A 14,350-nucleotide genomic window follows, 5' to 3' on the forward strand; every position below is an offset into this window, starting at 1 on the left:
CCTCCTAATTTTTTTAGTTACGGCTTTTATAAATCGACATCAATCTCCGTTTTAAAGGGCTCATCCTTTGAGATACCTAAATACTTTAGCGTCTCTGATGGAGTTGCGTGATGGAAATGTTTTTGCAATAACGCAATCGCTATCCCTCTTTTGTACGCATGAAATCCAAACGTTTTTCGCATTGAATTTGTTCCGATCTTACCAACAACTCCAACTGCTTCTGCAGCATTATGAATTACACGATACGCTTGTTGGCGCGTAATTGAATTTGGCGTTTTATTAGATTGAAATACGTAATTTTCTCTTTTAACGCCAATAGATTGTACGTAATCTAAAAGCGCTTTTTTTACTTTTGTATTTAAATAAATATCTTGTTTAAATTTTTCATCTTTCACAGGAAGAGTATAAAACTCTTTAACAGTCCCATCTTCATTTAATACATCTTCAAATTTCATACTAAGTAGTTCTGTAATTTTTAATCCTGTGTTAATTCCCATAACAAATAAAAGATAATCTCGCTGGGAGTGCTCTTTTAAATATTTTTTCATAGCCTCAATTTGGCTTATATCTTTTAATGGCTCTACAACTTCCATACATGTATTCTCCTCATCTTATGAACGGTAATTTTTTCATTATGTTGTCCATTTTACCTTATCATGCTATGAGATTTCCATGTGTTATCCATTATTTTCACAATATACTCAGGTGGTTCTGAAAATTTTCAATGTGGAAACTTACGATTGTATAAATACGTTGCGGTAAAAAATGTGGGGATAAAAGTTCAATTTCTTTCTACAGATTGGATTCCTCCTTTCCCTATCCAGCTACTTCTACTTTTATATTAAGTTACTTATTTACATTATATTATATATTTCAGTAACGTCAAAGTATTTTTTCTGAAAATAAAAAAAACGAGCAGTTTCGCTCGGTTTTTTTATTAATCTTCCTTAGGAAGAACAATTCCTTTATACAATTGAACTGTAATGAAGTAATAAATCGTGTAAATAACTACGAAAATTACAATTGGCACCCAAATACGGAAGTACGGATCGATTAAAATAAATCCGAAAATATTCATACCAACTAATACGTGTGCAATACCTACAATTGCTGGGAATAGGAATACTAAGAATAACTCTTTATAAATTGATTTTGTTAATAATTCACGGCGCACCCCGATTTTACGAAGCATTTGATAACGCGTAATATCTTTTGATGCACCAGAAAGAATTTTAAACATAAGACAACTTGCCATCATTGCTAAGAAAGCAATTCCAAGGAAGAAGCCCATAAATACTGTTCCGCTCGCAACGCCATAGAACATGTCGTAAGCTCGATATTTACTATCTAATCTTTCAATTGCTATATTTTTATATTTATCTAGTTGCAACTCGTCAAGTTTTTTCCATTCTTTTATGTGTGCTTCAAAATCATCTGTTTTTCCAGTAAATACAATTCCTTCTTTACCATTTACAGTATCGTACATTTTTTGATCTACAATTTTAATTGCATGATCTTCATGTACATAGAATGGCTGGATTGTTCTAAAAGCCTCATCCCATTCTTCTGGAAGTGCTTTAGCATTCGCATCTTTTTCATTCATTTCTCTAGAAACTGCACCTACTGGCAGTTCTGCTGAAACTTTCTTCGTGTTCACTAAATCCTTCATCGATTTCATCTTTGCCATATCTCTTACTAAAGGACGATTTTTCTCTAAATCTTCTTTTACATAGTAAATATATTTATTATCAACTTTGTAACGATATTCATTTTTCTCTTTAAATGTAATACCGTCTAAAACTTTCTTTTCTTCAGCTGTTGGATTATGAACAACTGAATCGTAAATTACTAAACCATCAACCATTTTTATAACGTTATTTTTAAACGCCATACCACCTGAAATTGCACCGGCTCCAAGAGCAACTAACATCGCTACTGTTGCAAGTACCTTTGTTAGGCTATTAATACGGAAATTTAATTGTGCAAATGTAAAAGCGTTAAGTCCTTTTTCACTACGCTTTTTATTACCCTTTAACTTTTTAATAAAGACTGGGAGAAGTGATCCAAACAGCATGTAAGTACCAGCTGTTGTTGTAATTAATGCAATAATGATTCCCATTTCTCTTAGTTTTTCCATGTAAATCATTGATGCATAGCCCATTCCTAATAAAATAACCGCAAGGAATGCAACTACACCTGTCATTTTTCCTTTTACCGCAACACGTTCTGTTTGTGCATCTGCATGTACAAGTTGCAGTACAGAAATACGTGATAATTTAATACTGTTCATAATTGCGGATAATACAAATAGTGCAAAGAAGAAGATGCAAGTAACAGTCATTGATGGTAAATAAAATGCTTTATAGCCTTTACCAGCAAATTCTAATTGTTTCATTAATAGCTGTCCGATACCTTCTGCAAGGCCTACTCCAACTATAATACCAATCGCAAGAGACGCAGCACCTAGTACGATTGTTTCGATAAACATAAGTAATGTAACTTTATGCTTTTTTGCTCCTAACATCATATACATACCAAACTCTTTTTGACGAAGAGATAGTAAGAAAGAGTTCGCATATAAAATATAGAAGAACGTTATAATAGCTAGTAAAAATGAACCTGCTTGGAATACAAATCCAATTTGACCAATAGTAGAATTTTCCTTAAGGAAGGCCTCATTTAACGCTAATGTTTGGAACATATAAAAAATTGAAATGGACATGACAAGACCAACAAGTAAGACGATATAATCTTTCAGCTTACTTTTTAGCCCTGACATGGAAAGTTTAAATAACATGCTCTAGAACCTCCCTTCTTATGCTTTTTGTGTGCCTAAGTCTGCAAGCACGTCTAAAATTTCTTTATAAAACTCTTCACGTGTACCGCCTCGATGAATTTCTTTATATAGCTCACCATCTTGAATGAATAAAATACGCTGGCAGTAACTTGCACTATACGGATCATGTGTAACCATCATAATAGATACGCCTTGATCTTTATTTAAGTTTGTCATCGCATCAAGTAAACTCGCTGCATTTTTAGAATCAAGCGCTCCTGTTGGCTCGTCCCCTAAAATAATTGCAGGCTCATGCACTAAAGCACGCGCTGCTGCCGAACGTTGCTTTTGCCCACCAGATACTTCAGATGGGTACTTTTGAAGTATTTCTGTAATTCCTAACATATCCGCTACTTTCTCGACTTTTGGTCCAATGTTACGTGATGGAACACCTTGCAAGGAAAGTGGAAGTGCGATGTTTTCATAAATAGATAAGTTTTCTAATAAATTAAAATCTTGGAAGATGAATCCTAACTTTTGTGAACGGAAATCTGAAAGCTCACCTTGTTTCATTTTTGTAATATCCGTACCTGCAATTTCAACAACGCCGCCCGTTGCTTTATCCAGCGTTGAAATTACATTTAATAATGTCGTTTTACCAGAACCAGATGGTCCCATAATCCCTACAAACTCACCCTCTTGAATTGAGAATGAAACACCTTTTAACGCGTGTGATTGATTCTCACCTTTTTTACCGTACACTTTTTGAACGTTTTTCACGTCTACAACTGGTTTCGTCATATATATCCTCCTACGCTTGTTTTTCCATTACCTATTTTGCGCCTTTTGGCGATGAACTGCTATTTGTTAACATTACATTTACCTTACACTTTTGTAATATAAAAAAGGTGTGCTTGTAAGCTTGGCTTTTACTACTAGTTCGTTTTTTGACACAGTAAATCGATAAATGAAATTATATCGGCGATTCCCTCACTTTTATCAGCGATTTTCAAAATATATCGACTTACCGACAAAAACTGACAATACAAATAGGCTGTTCCGCAAAAGGAACAGCCCACTTCTTTCTTTATCCCGCTTTAATGGGCAGTAAGACCCCCACTGATTAAAGTTTCACTTTATTTCTTTAAAGGTGTTACCGTCCAATACGTAATAACACGCCAAATCCATTCTAGTGGACCCATCTTAAAGATTTTCATCCAAATCATACTAAATACAATTTGAATTGCATAAATTGCGATACACACATATAACGTCTGCATGTATGTTAAGTTTCCTGCAAAGTTAAATACACTACCGGCAATTAAAATCATTGCAGTTTGTCCAATATAATTTGTTAACGCCATACGTCCATAATATTTCAGTGGTGCTAACAATGTTTGAACTGGTTTTAATTGAAGTAATAAAATTAACGCTCCAACATAGAAAGCTGAAATGATTGGTCCCACTGTAACACCAATTTTTAAAAATTGGCTTGCAGCGTCCATTGTTCCATCTTCATTCATTAGTATCATATTTACAAATGGATCAGCAGGCACGTGCCCGTATTGATACCATACAGCTACGACACTTAAAACAAACATAACACCTGTAAAAATAGCGACTTTCTTTATGTTCTGCGTGAGATTTTCAAATACACGATATTGTCCTGCAGCAAGTCCTAATAAAATTAAGCCAAGTGGTAATAGTTCTTTAACACCCATTACACTAAAAACAATTGTTAAAATAAGACCAATAACTAAGTTCACTTTTTTTTTCGCTTTATAAAATGGCAAAACGATTAACCCGCAAATTGCATATAACGTTAATGCTTCTCCAGGCTGAAACATGTAATGAATCAAACCGAAAATAAATAGTGCCACTAAGCGGCGTAGAAATAGAATATATCCATTCTTCCCCTTCGCAATTGCTCTAGAGATAAAGATATAGAATCCTACTCCAAATAAGAATGAGAAAATTGAGAAGAAACGACCTTCTACAAATAAGTATAGAAACCTTTGATAGCTGGCATCTACTGTATTAGGATCTGGAATTTTAATGTTAAGTAGTGCAAGAATATTTACTAAAATAATCCCCAGTAGTGCGAAGCCACGAATGTAATCTAACTCATCAATTCGTTTATTTGTAATATTGTTCCCCATAAAGCAACTCCTTGTCTAAAATGTAATCCTCCCTTACTCTACTGGAAATGTGATTTTACAACTATCGGCAAACCTTACAGCAATCTTACATTATTGTCATATAACAAAATAAAACCAGGTCATATTTCGACCTGGTTTACTCTGATTGTTTCGATTTTTGCGGTTGTCCTTTTTTACTGTTACGCTGTTTTACTTGAACAATCGGATCAAGTTCATTTGAAAACTCTGCGTTATGTCCATTTTGCGTTTTTTGCTCTGGGTTATTTTGATCTGAACGTTTCGCCATTACATTCACTCCTTATTAGTGGGGTGTAATAATCATTTGATGTTGCAATTGGCGAATTGCCATACGTGCTCTATTTAACTGCTCACGTTGCTCATCATTCGCATGTTGTTGCATCGTTTGTAAATCGTTATATGCTTGTTCTAATTGTAACTGCGCATCCGAATACTCCATCGTATTGTAATGCTCTTGTCTCATGCCTTGGTCTAATTGTTCTTTCGCATATTCCACCGCTTGTTCCGCTTGTGTAATATACGATTCAAGTGATTGACGCTCTGCCATAATTGTCCCTCCTTGCTTCAATTCCCCTTTAGTGTGTCCCTTCCATCTAAACCTTATGAGTATGTTATAATGTATTTTGTTTCATTTTGACTCGGCTTAGGAGGGAAAATAATGAAGGTTCAAAACCCTTTTCCATATACAAACGACAATAAACGTTATCATACATGGAATTACCATTTACGAAATGAATTTGGTGAAAAAATCTTTAAAGTTTCATTAGATGCTGGCTTCGATTGCCCGAACCGTGATGGTACAGTTGCTTATGGCGGTTGTACATTTTGCAGTGCTGCTGGATCTGGTGACTTCGCTGGCAATCGCCGCGATGATGTTATAACGCAATATCATGAAATGAAAGAAAAAATGCGCTCAAAGTGGAAAGACGGAAAATGTATCGCTTATTTCCAGGCGTACACAAATACACATGCACCACTTGAAGTGTTAAAAGAAAAATTCGAACCGCTTCTAGCAGAAAAAGACGTTGTCGGTCTTTCTATCGCAACTCGTCCAGATTGTTTACCAGACGATGTTGTTGCATATTTAGCGGACTTAAATAAACGCACATACCTTTGGGTTGAACTCGGACTACAAACTGTTCATGAACGAACTGCAAACCTTATTAACCGCGCTCACGATTATCCGTCTTATGTGGAAGGTGTAAATAAATTACGCAAGCATGGTATTCGAGTTTGCTCTCATATTATTAACGGCCTTCCACTTGAAGATTACGACATGATGATGGAAACAGCTCGTGAAGTTGCGAAGCTTGATGTACAAGGAATTAAAATCCACTTACTTCACTTATTAAAAGGAACACCAATGGTGAAACAATATGAAAAAGGACAACTAGAATTCCTTTCTCTTGAGGATTACGTAAATCTCGTTGTTGACCAACTTGAAATTATTCCAGAAGACGTAATTGTGCACCGTATCACAGGTGACGGTCCACCTGATTTAATGATTGGTCCAATGTGGAGCTTAAATAAATGGGAAGTATTAAATTCCATCGATGCAGAATTTGTACGCCGCGGAAGCTGGCAAGGAAAATATGCAAATGAGGAGAAACAAAAATGAAATTAGAACGTGTATTACCGTTTGCTCGCACTCTCTTGCAAACGGCAGTAAAAGAAGGCGATTACGCTGTAGATGCAACTTTAGGAAACGGCCATGACACTTGCTTCCTAGCTGAAATCGTTGGCGATAACGGAAAAGTATTTGGATTTGATATTCAAAAAGAGGCGATTGAAAGCTCAACAACTCGTCTAAAAGAAAAAGAACTTTTCGAACGTACTGTTTTAGTTCATGATAGTCACGATACACTCCTATCCGTATTACCAGAAGGTGCAAAAGGAAAAGTAACAGGCGCAATTTTCAACTTAGGTTACCTTCCTGGCGGAGACAAACATATCGTCACAAAACCGAACTCAACAATTTCAGCAATTGAACAATTACTAGAAGTAATGACGCCTCAAGGTATCATCGTCCTTGTCATTTACCACGGACATCCAGAAGGACAAGTAGAACGCGACGCTGTTCTCAAATTCGCCGAAGAACTAGACCAAAAACAAGCTCACGTACTGCGATATGGCTTCATTAACCAGCAAAATAACCCACCATTTATTGTGGCGATTGAGAAACGATAAAGTGAAACTTTAATCAGTGGGGGGAATCCCCCACTGATTATTAGTTGAACCAATCGGGCATTTATGGGCAGTTTATCTCCCAACTAATTTCTTTGCTCCAGCCGAATTTTAAGGTGGGAGTTTTACTGCCCGTTAATGCGGGGTAATATATCAACGATTTTTTCGATATATATCTATCATAACTTACAATATATCAACGATTTCTCGGATATATCGATTGTTCGACAAAACGTAACAAAAAAGACGTGCATTCACTGCACGTCTTTTTATTATTTTCCTATATAATGGATATAAAAATTCTTAAAGGAGACGAAACAATGATTGGAATACTAGCAGGAATGGGACCAAAATCGACTGGGCCATTCGTCGATACAGTTGTAGCAAATTGCCAAACAATATACGGAGCAAAGCATGATATGGAATTTCCTCATATGATGATTTATTCATGTCCAACACCGTTTTACATGGATCGCCCTATTGATCACGAAGCGATGAAAAAAGCAATTATTGAAGGAGCACAAAAGCTTGAAAGTACTGGCGCAAGCTTTATCGCTATGCCGTGCAATACGGCGCATCTTTATTTCGAGGAATTACAGCATTCTCTGTCCATTCCAATTTTAAATATAGTCGATGAGACGTTACAAGCAATTCCTAAAAATACAAAAAGAGTCGCTCTTCTCGCAACAGAAGCGACAATCCAGTCTGGTATTTATCAAGATGGGATTGCAAAACGTAATATAGAGTACATTCATTATGAAAAATGGCAAACGATGATTAATCAAATTATTACGTATATTCAAAGCGGAGAAGTTGAAGAAGCTCGCAAATTATGGAGCGTACTCGTTGTGCAGTTGAAGGATGAAGTAGCTACCGCAATTATCGCATGTACTGATTTGAATGTTGTGGCTAGTGAGGATTTTGTTGATTCTTCTCAATGTCTTGCGAAAGCGGTTGTTAGGATGTACTTATCAAATATAAAGAGATCTTCATAAACATAGAAAACACTCCTTCTAAAATGTGTTTTATGTTTAATAAAAATCCCACAAACTTTTAACTTTCTTCACAATTCTTTCAAAGTAATCACACTTAATCTCGCTATATTAAAATGAGGAATTTATTCATATAGGGAAGGTTAGGGGAACTGAAAGTATGAAAGTAAATCGTTCGCTTCATTACATTTTTTGGCGTTGGCATTTTTATGCTGGGCTTTTTATTACGCCGCTTCTTATTACGTTGTCACTGAGTGGCATTGGGTATTTATTTCGGGAAGAGGTTGAAGATTTAATCTATAAAGATTTATATTTTGGGAAGAGCGCCCAAACAGAATCTATTTCGATGGCTGATTCTATTTCCTTAACAGAGAAAAAATATCCACATTATAGCGTGGCAAAAATTAGCGAGTTTAATGGGGATTATAATACGAGACTTACGATTGCAAATGAGTATACGGGACAACAAAAATATGTGTATTTAGATAGCAATAATCAAATTGTCGGAGATCAAAACGCAAGTGAAACGTTTGCCAATATAATGCGGGAATTACATAGTTCTCTTTTAGTTGGTGGCACTGTCATCAACTATACTGTAGAACTTGCGGCATGCTGGACAATATTCTTAATTGTGACTGGGTTGTACATGAGTATACGCCAATTCAAAAATACACCGGTATCCAATAAGCGAGAAAAAGCAAAACGACGTCATTCTATTATCGGTATTATATTTACAATTCCACTCGTTCTGCTAGTCGCATCTGGATTGCCATGGTCAGGATTTATGGGTAACCAAATTTATAAAATCGCATCGTCGAATGAATCGCTCGGATATCCGAAATTGTATATGGCGCCGCCTGAATCAAAGGTAAAAGAATTGCCATGGGCAACAAGAAAAGCAGCTCCTCCTGAATCGGATTCAAATGAACCGAAAGCTATTTCTGTTGATGAATTACAAAAAGGAATTGAAATAAAGAAGCCATACGTTATCTCACTACCAGCTGATCCGAAAGGCGTATTCACAGTTTCGAAATCAAGCGGTTCTGGTATTACAGGTATGCATGTTGCACCAAATGAAGAAATAACAGCTTACTTTAATCAATATAGCGGGGAACTCATTTCGAAAACAGACTATCGTGATTATGGATTACTTGCACAATGGTTCACTTACGGTATCCCGCTTCACGAAGGACATTTATTCGGATGGCCAAATAAAATATTATGCTTACTAACGACATTATCTTTATTACTTCTCATTTATTACGGAGTAAAAATGTGGTTAGCAAGAAAGCCGAAAGGAAAATTAGCAGCACCGCCAAAGCAAAGAGATAAGAAAAGCATATTCGTTTTCTTTATCATGATGGTTATACTAGGCGCTGTCATGCCTTTATTCGGACTATCTGTTTTAGTTATTTTTGCGATTGAACTTCTTATATATGTATTTTCAAAAATACGCTCATAGTAAAAAAGCATTTGTACTCCCTTGTACAAATGCTTTTTTATTTACTATTTTCTTTTTTTCTACCACTTATTAAAAAGACGATATCTACTATAATAATTACGCCAATTATTACCTGGGGCACATAATCCATCATAGTAGGACCACTTGGCCTATTCATCATCATATATATTCCAGTTACAAATGAAATGGAAAGTAGCACGAGTAATGTAACCTCAATATGGTCATATAGCTTTTGAAACAATCTCTTCATTTCCGCCACCACCTTTACCATATTATAACAAAGAAAACCACTCTACATGAGTGGTTTTCTTCATCACTGCGCCGTTTTCTTTCGGTACATCTTCCCGTTCCAATAGAAGAATCGTGAAGTGAGACCTCCGTATTTTACAATGCGCCGTGCCATTTTGTGCATATTCTTTTGTGCTGATACTTTTTGGTCTGATAAATAAATACCAAGTAATCCTCGGCTTATGAGACGATGAAACTTCGCATGAGGCAAATCACCAATGCTCTTCTCTGCTTCTTCTACAAAATGTTTCATACGATCTAATATCACTTGCTCGTTTTCGTAATAACTACAGAAATTTAAATCTCCGCCTATACGGTCTTCTTCTTGATCAATGAAATAATCAAGCAAAATATGAAGTCCTTGTACGTAAGGGAAGTATCCTTGTCTAATTTTCGCAATATCTTCATCATGTAATTCATCATGAAATGCATATGCGACAAGACAGAAAATTCCAAGTGTAGAACCGGCACATGCTGAAAATTCAAACCAACTCATCTCAGGTAAGTTTTCTTTATGTGCTTCAAACCAGTTTTTCAGGCGCGGCTCTCTTTCTTCTAATTTCACGTGTTTATGAATTTGCAAATCACAATAATAACAAGCAAGTTCATGAAGAACAGGAGCAATTTTGTCATAGTGCTTCGTTTTCTTTAAAACATCTTGGCATGTTTCAACAAGTTCATCTAAATAACCACCATCATCTTGATCATCACGATAACGATAATAATTACCGCCGCCTTCTACTTCAGGTGATAATGCCATTAACATCGATTCATGCAGTGCGGCAAAATCATTTGGATCAAGTGATGTACTGCGATCACATAAATTATCTAAATAGTCGCTGATCGTTTGATACGCTACGATAAAACGAATACATTCTTCTCGGTGTTCATTTGCTAGCAGAGCTAAAATGCCACCGCCCTCACAATGAAACGTTTTATGCTCAATACTTGCGATTGCCTGACTATGAAGCTCATCATTCGGAATATGGTAGGCACGCTCTTTCCACATCGCTAGCTCATGGTGTACAACCGGAAACACATCACGGTATACTTTCGCCATGAGCGTTATGGGATTACTCGGTACGTTCACTTCTTCCTTCATCTCCTCTATTAAATGTACAAATAATGATTTATTTGTTTGTTTTTACTATATTATTGACATGCATTTCAGTAAATGACTGAATATAACTCAAAATTTCATCACGCTCATACTCATTTAATAGCTCGTGATAACAATTCGGCCATTCTTTAAAAGCCTTATCACTTATTTTAACATTATCAAACCAAGTGCGGACACGTGTTTTATCTACAAGTTTATCCTCACAAGCTTGCATTAGCAAGAGCGGAACATCTGGAAAATCATCTATTTTTTTATGAGCAATTTCGATAGACTTAATCAATTCACTATACCAACGTACTGATACTTTGCGCAAGAACAATGAATCATTCTCCATCGCGTCTCTCACTTCATGATTACGAGTTGACATTTCCACTGTAAGATTCGTTGCAAATTGCAATTTTGGAGCGATAATATTTAATATTTTTGAGGCAGCTTGAAGCGGTGCTGAAGGTCCAGTCACTACCCCTAAACATGGCGAACTTAAAATAATGCCGTCTACATCTTCTCTCTTCGTTTCTTGCATCATACGAATGACGATAAGACCGCCCATACTATGACCGAATAGAAAAATAGGTAACCGATACTTTCTTGCCTCTTTCACCCACAATTTAACTTCCTCTATGTATTCATCAAACGAATCAATATGTCCTCTATTTCTTGAAGTCGTTCCATGTGACGGAAGGTCCCCCATCACGACGTGGTAGCCGATATGATTCCACATTTCTGCAACAGCCTCGTAACGTCCGTGATATTCCATCGCGCCGTGCACAATAATGATTACAGCCTTTGCTTCCTCCGCTTCATAATTCCACATACGGACCTCCTCCATTTCACTCTTTTTCATAATTTGATACACTGAAACTAGTCTCTAGGAAAGGAAGGCTTTACATGATATATCCTTACAAAGAAAAAAATCCGAAAATTGCGAGTAGTGCTTTTATCGCTGATTATGTTACCATTACAGGCGATGTTTCCATTGGTGAAGAATCAAGTATCTGGTTTAATACAGTCATACGCGGTGATGTGTCACCAACAATCATTGGAGACCGAGTAAATGTACAAGACCAATGTACACTTCACCAAAGCCCGCAGTATCCTCTTATTTTAGAAGACGATGTTACCGTTGGGCATCAAGTTATTTTACATAGCTGTCATATTAAACAAGATGCTTTAATTGGAATGGGATCTATTATATTAGATGGTGCTGAAATTGGCGAAGGAGCCTTCATCGGTGCTGGAAGCCTCGTTTCACAAGGAAAGAAAATCCCGCCAAACACGTTAGCTTTCGGTCGCCCAGCGAAAGTCATTCGTGAGTTAACGGAGGAAGACCGTAAAGACATGGAGCGAATTCGCACACAATATGTTGAAAAAGGTCAGTATTATAAATCATTACAGAAGTAACTTTTCCAGCTGCCATTAAAGTGGCAGCTTTTTTTATAAAAACTAACTTTTTCTTTACAAAACATTATTACTCCCTCAATAAAATCTTATTAAAATAAAAGCTAATATCTCCATATATATGTAAGCAAGGGAGGAGAATTTTCATGAAGGCCAGTGGACTGTATAAAATAGAATGTTACATTTTCAAAGGAATTAACCGATACTTTGATCAAAAAACATTAAATATCTTTTTCAGCAATATTACTCATATAGGTGGTGCTACTTTCTCAATCGCACTCACACTGTTCTTTTTATTTTTTGCAAAAGGGACTTTGCATCAAACTGCAATCGCATCTGCTATTTCTTTAACAATTAGCCATATTCCTGTACAAATATTAAAAAGATGTTATCCACGAAAACGTCCTTATTTAACAATTCAGGACGCGAAATATCCAGTCCACCCATTAAAAGACCACTCTTTCCCGTCTGGTCATACAACAGCCGTTTTCTCTGTCCTTATTCCATTTATTTGTTATAATCCAAGTTTATTTGTTTTTTTATTACCGTTAGCATTATGCGTCGGTATTTCTCGCATTTATTTAGGACTTCACTATCCGTCAGATGTATTCGTCGGTATGTGCCTTGGCACTTGCTCTGGCATCATCTCTTTTTATCAATTCATCCCACTTTTCACATAAAGGAGTGATATGATGAGAGTCGCCATTTTTACCGATACTTTTACGCCACAAGTTAACGGGGTTGCGAAAACGTTAGAGCGAATAACACAATATTTTCAGAAAGAACAGATCGCCTATTCTGTTTTCGCCCCTCAGCATACAGCTGAAGATAATTTCGTGGCCAATGTGAACAAGATGAGAAGTATCCCGTTAACAATATTATATCCAGAATGTCGCTTTTCTTTTCCTACTCCGCGCATTAAACGAGAACTTCTTTCCTTTAAGCCTGACATTATTCACATTGCTACACCTTTCAACATGGGACTTTGTGGATTATATTATGCAAAAAAGTTAAACATCCCAGTTGTCGGTTCTTATCATACTGATTTCGATGCTTATTTACGCTATTACAAAATCGAATTTCTCTCTAATATGCTTTGGAACTATTTAAAATGGTTTCATAGTCATATGCAAAAAAATTTCGTTCCTTCTTTTGAAACGTTACACCAACTAAAAAATAAAGGCTTTCAGGCCCTATCCATTTGGGGACGTGGTGTAGATTGCACACTCTTTCATCCATCTTACAATACAGACCTATTCCGAAAAAAATATAATATTACAGCGAAGTATGTCCTTTCCTACGTTGGACGGATTGCCCCTGAAAAAGATATTGATACGTTGCAACACCTTATCGTCAAAACAGCCCATACTCGAAATGACATTCATTGGCTCATCGCAGGAGACGGTCCTCTAGCAACAAATTTACGTGAAGCTGTTCCGAAAGCAAATGTCACTTTTACTGGATATTTACAAGGTAAAGATTTAGCTGAAGTATATGCTTGTTCTAACATCATGATATTTCCATCTGCTACTGAAACGTTCGGAAATGTCGTACTCGAATCACTTGCATGCGGTACACCTGTCATCGGTGCAAATAGTGGTGGGGTTAAAAATATTATTGCAGATGGAAAAACAGGAATTCTTTGCCCGCCCAAACATGCGGATTCATTTCTATCATCCATCCATTCTTTATTGCGAAATGAAGAGCAGCTTATACAAATGGGCATAGCTGCTTCGTCTTATGCTAAAACAAAAAGCTGGGATGAGATTTTCCGTGGGTTACTTGACCAATATGAAGAAGTCCTTCAGCACACCGCATCAGAATTACTCGCTTAAACAGAAGAACTCCCTTCAACTAGACGAAGGGAGTTTATTACACAGTTATAAATTTTAGTTTCATAAATGATACATAAGGTTAAACATTGTTTTATTTCTATATTCATTATATCAAAAA

16 protein-coding genes are annotated in these 14,350 nt (G+C 36.3%); 7 read left to right on the plus strand and 9 right to left on the minus strand.

The window, feature by feature from the left end; all coding sequences use genetic code 11:
- Nucleotides 1-26: 26 nt before the first annotated feature.
- The 6 genes from MR143_RS21780 to MR143_RS21805 form a co-directional block, all read right to left on the minus strand.
- Nucleotides 27-593 carry a tyrosine-type recombinase/integrase gene (locus MR143_RS21780; RefSeq protein WP_000454232.1) on the minus strand — a complete coding sequence of 189 codons (567 nt, stop codon included), beginning with the start codon at nucleotides 591-593 and terminating at the stop codon, nucleotides 27-29.
- Between the two features lie 344 nt (nucleotides 594-937).
- Nucleotides 938-2,797 carry an FtsX-like permease family protein gene (locus tag MR143_RS21785; RefSeq protein WP_000897754.1) on the minus strand — a complete coding sequence of 620 codons (1,860 nt, stop codon included), beginning with the start codon at nucleotides 2,795-2,797 and terminating at the stop codon, nucleotides 938-940.
- 18 nt (nucleotides 2,798-2,815) lie between these two features.
- Entirely contained in the window at nucleotides 2,816-3,577 is a 762-nt protein-coding gene (locus MR143_RS21790; RefSeq protein WP_000165843.1) for an ABC transporter ATP-binding protein, read from the minus strand.
- Nucleotides 3,578-3,912: 335 nt separating this feature from the next.
- Nucleotides 3,913-4,935, minus strand: coding sequence for a DUF418 domain-containing protein (locus MR143_RS21795; RefSeq protein WP_000527703.1), 1,023 nt, complete (start codon nucleotides 4,933-4,935; stop codon nucleotides 3,913-3,915).
- 136 nt (nucleotides 4,936-5,071) lie between these two features.
- Nucleotides 5,072-5,221: a hypothetical protein gene (locus tag MR143_RS21800; protein WP_001129340.1), complete on the minus strand. Its 150-nt coding sequence runs from the start codon at nucleotides 5,219-5,221 to the stop codon at nucleotides 5,072-5,074.
- Nucleotides 5,222-5,236: 15 nt separating this feature from the next.
- Complete coding sequence (locus MR143_RS21805; protein WP_000840869.1) at nucleotides 5,237-5,500, minus strand: YtzC family protein; 264 nt, start codon at nucleotides 5,498-5,500, stop codon at nucleotides 5,237-5,239.
- Nucleotides 5,501-5,611: 111 nt separating this feature from the next.
- Here MR143_RS21805 and mnmL point away from each other — a divergent pair, with 111 nt between their 5' ends.
- From mnmL to MR143_RS21825, 4 genes are all read left to right on the plus strand, one after another.
- Nucleotides 5,612-6,571: a tRNA modification radical SAM protein MnmL/YtqA gene (gene mnmL / locus MR143_RS21810; RefSeq protein WP_000868042.1), complete on the plus strand. Its 960-nt coding sequence runs from the start codon at nucleotides 5,612-5,614 to the stop codon at nucleotides 6,569-6,571.
- Nucleotides 6,568-7,140, plus strand: a complete 573-nt coding sequence (mnmM, locus tag MR143_RS21815) for a tRNA 5-(aminomethyl)-2-thiouridylate-methyltransferase MnmM (protein WP_000764494.1) — start codon at nucleotides 6,568-6,570, stop codon at nucleotides 7,138-7,140. The genes mnmL and mnmM overlap by 4 nt, the downstream gene beginning before the upstream one ends.
- 317 nt (nucleotides 7,141-7,457) lie before the next feature.
- The gene (locus tag MR143_RS21820; protein ID WP_000579342.1) at nucleotides 7,458-8,132 is read left to right on the plus strand and encodes an aspartate/glutamate racemase family protein; all 675 of its coding nucleotides are present in this window, start codon (nucleotides 7,458-7,460) and stop codon (nucleotides 8,130-8,132) included.
- 157 nt (nucleotides 8,133-8,289) lie between these two features.
- The gene (locus MR143_RS21825) at nucleotides 8,290-9,591 is read left to right on the plus strand and encodes a PepSY-associated TM helix domain-containing protein (RefSeq protein ID WP_000867843.1); all 1,302 of its coding nucleotides are present in this window, start codon (nucleotides 8,290-8,292) and stop codon (nucleotides 9,589-9,591) included.
- Between the two features lie 37 nt (nucleotides 9,592-9,628).
- On the opposite strand, the gene MR143_RS21830 is transcribed toward MR143_RS21825, so the two are convergent.
- The 3 genes from MR143_RS21830 to MR143_RS21840 all read right to left on the minus strand — a co-directional run bounded on the left by MR143_RS21830 (nucleotide 9,629) and on the right by MR143_RS21840 (nucleotide 11,813).
- Complete coding sequence (locus tag MR143_RS21830; RefSeq protein ID WP_000825350.1) at nucleotides 9,629-9,841, minus strand: hypothetical protein; 213 nt, start codon at nucleotides 9,839-9,841, stop codon at nucleotides 9,629-9,631.
- A 63-nt stretch (nucleotides 9,842-9,904) separates the two neighbouring features.
- Complete coding sequence (locus MR143_RS21835; protein ID WP_001102462.1) at nucleotides 9,905-10,969, minus strand: tetraprenyl-beta-curcumene synthase family protein; 1,065 nt, start codon at nucleotides 10,967-10,969, stop codon at nucleotides 9,905-9,907.
- 40 nt (nucleotides 10,970-11,009) lie between these two features.
- Nucleotides 11,010-11,813, minus strand: a complete 804-nt coding sequence (locus tag MR143_RS21840) for an alpha/beta hydrolase (RefSeq protein ID WP_000267406.1) — start codon at nucleotides 11,811-11,813, stop codon at nucleotides 11,010-11,012.
- A gap of 74 nt (nucleotides 11,814-11,887) precedes the next feature.
- Here MR143_RS21840 and MR143_RS21845 point away from each other — a divergent pair, with 74 nt between their 5' ends.
- The 3 genes from MR143_RS21845 (at nucleotide 11,888) to MR143_RS21855 (ending at nucleotide 14,232) form a co-directional block, all read left to right on the plus strand.
- On the plus strand, nucleotides 11,888-12,400 hold the full coding sequence (locus tag MR143_RS21845; protein WP_000640201.1) for a gamma carbonic anhydrase: 513 nt from the start codon (nucleotides 11,888-11,890) through the stop codon (nucleotides 12,398-12,400).
- 143 nt (nucleotides 12,401-12,543) lie between these two features.
- Nucleotides 12,544-13,077, plus strand: coding sequence for a phosphatase PAP2 family protein (locus MR143_RS21850; protein ID WP_000647632.1), 534 nt, complete (start codon nucleotides 12,544-12,546; stop codon nucleotides 13,075-13,077).
- Nucleotides 13,078-13,089: 12 nt separating this feature from the next.
- Nucleotides 13,090-14,232, plus strand: coding sequence for a glycosyltransferase family 4 protein (locus MR143_RS21855; RefSeq protein WP_001261598.1), 1,143 nt, complete (start codon nucleotides 13,090-13,092; stop codon nucleotides 14,230-14,232).
- Nucleotides 14,233-14,350 lie beyond the last annotated feature (118 nt).

Origin of the sequence: Bacillus cereus group sp. BfR-BA-01347, assembly GCF_022663835.1 — a bacterium.
Lineage (GTDB): Bacteria > Bacillota > Bacilli > Bacillales > Bacillaceae_G > Bacillus_A > Bacillus_A thuringiensis_K.

Coding starts and splice junctions, on each gene's coding strand:
- MR143_RS21780 (WP_000454232.1), bottom strand. CDS start 593: ATGGAAGTTGTAGAGCCATTAAAAGATATAAGCCAAATTGAGGCTATG.
- MR143_RS21785 (WP_000897754.1), bottom strand. CDS start 2,797: ATGTTATTTAAACTTTCCATGTCAGGGCTAAAAAGTAAGCTGAAAGAT.
- MR143_RS21790 (WP_000165843.1), bottom strand. CDS start 3,577: ATGACGAAACCAGTTGTAGACGTGAAAAACGTTCAAAAAGTGTACGGT.
- MR143_RS21795 (WP_000527703.1), bottom strand. CDS start 4,935: ATGGGGAACAATATTACAAATAAACGAATTGATGAGTTAGATTACATT.
- MR143_RS21800 (WP_001129340.1), bottom strand. CDS start 5,221: ATGGCGAAACGTTCAGATCAAAATAACCCAGAGCAAAAAACGCAAAAT.
- MR143_RS21805 (WP_000840869.1), bottom strand. CDS start 5,500: ATGGCAGAGCGTCAATCACTTGAATCGTATATTACACAAGCGGAACAA.
- mnmL (WP_000868042.1), top strand. CDS start 5,612: ATGAAGGTTCAAAACCCTTTTCCATATACAAACGACAATAAACGTTAT.
- mnmM (WP_000764494.1), top strand. CDS start 6,568: ATGAAATTAGAACGTGTATTACCGTTTGCTCGCACTCTCTTGCAAACG.
- MR143_RS21820 (WP_000579342.1), top strand. CDS start 7,458: ATGATTGGAATACTAGCAGGAATGGGACCAAAATCGACTGGGCCATTC.
- MR143_RS21825 (WP_000867843.1), top strand. CDS start 8,290: ATGAAAGTAAATCGTTCGCTTCATTACATTTTTTGGCGTTGGCATTTT.
- MR143_RS21830 (WP_000825350.1), bottom strand. CDS start 9,841: ATGAAGAGATTGTTTCAAAAGCTATATGACCATATTGAGGTTACATTA.
- MR143_RS21840 (WP_000267406.1), bottom strand. CDS start 11,813: ATGTGGAATTATGAAGCGGAGGAAGCAAAGGCTGTAATCATTATTGTG.
- MR143_RS21845 (WP_000640201.1), top strand. CDS start 11,888: ATGATATATCCTTACAAAGAAAAAAATCCGAAAATTGCGAGTAGTGCT.
- MR143_RS21850 (WP_000647632.1), top strand. CDS start 12,544: ATGAAGGCCAGTGGACTGTATAAAATAGAATGTTACATTTTCAAAGGA.
- MR143_RS21855 (WP_001261598.1), top strand. CDS start 13,090: ATGAGAGTCGCCATTTTTACCGATACTTTTACGCCACAAGTTAACGGG.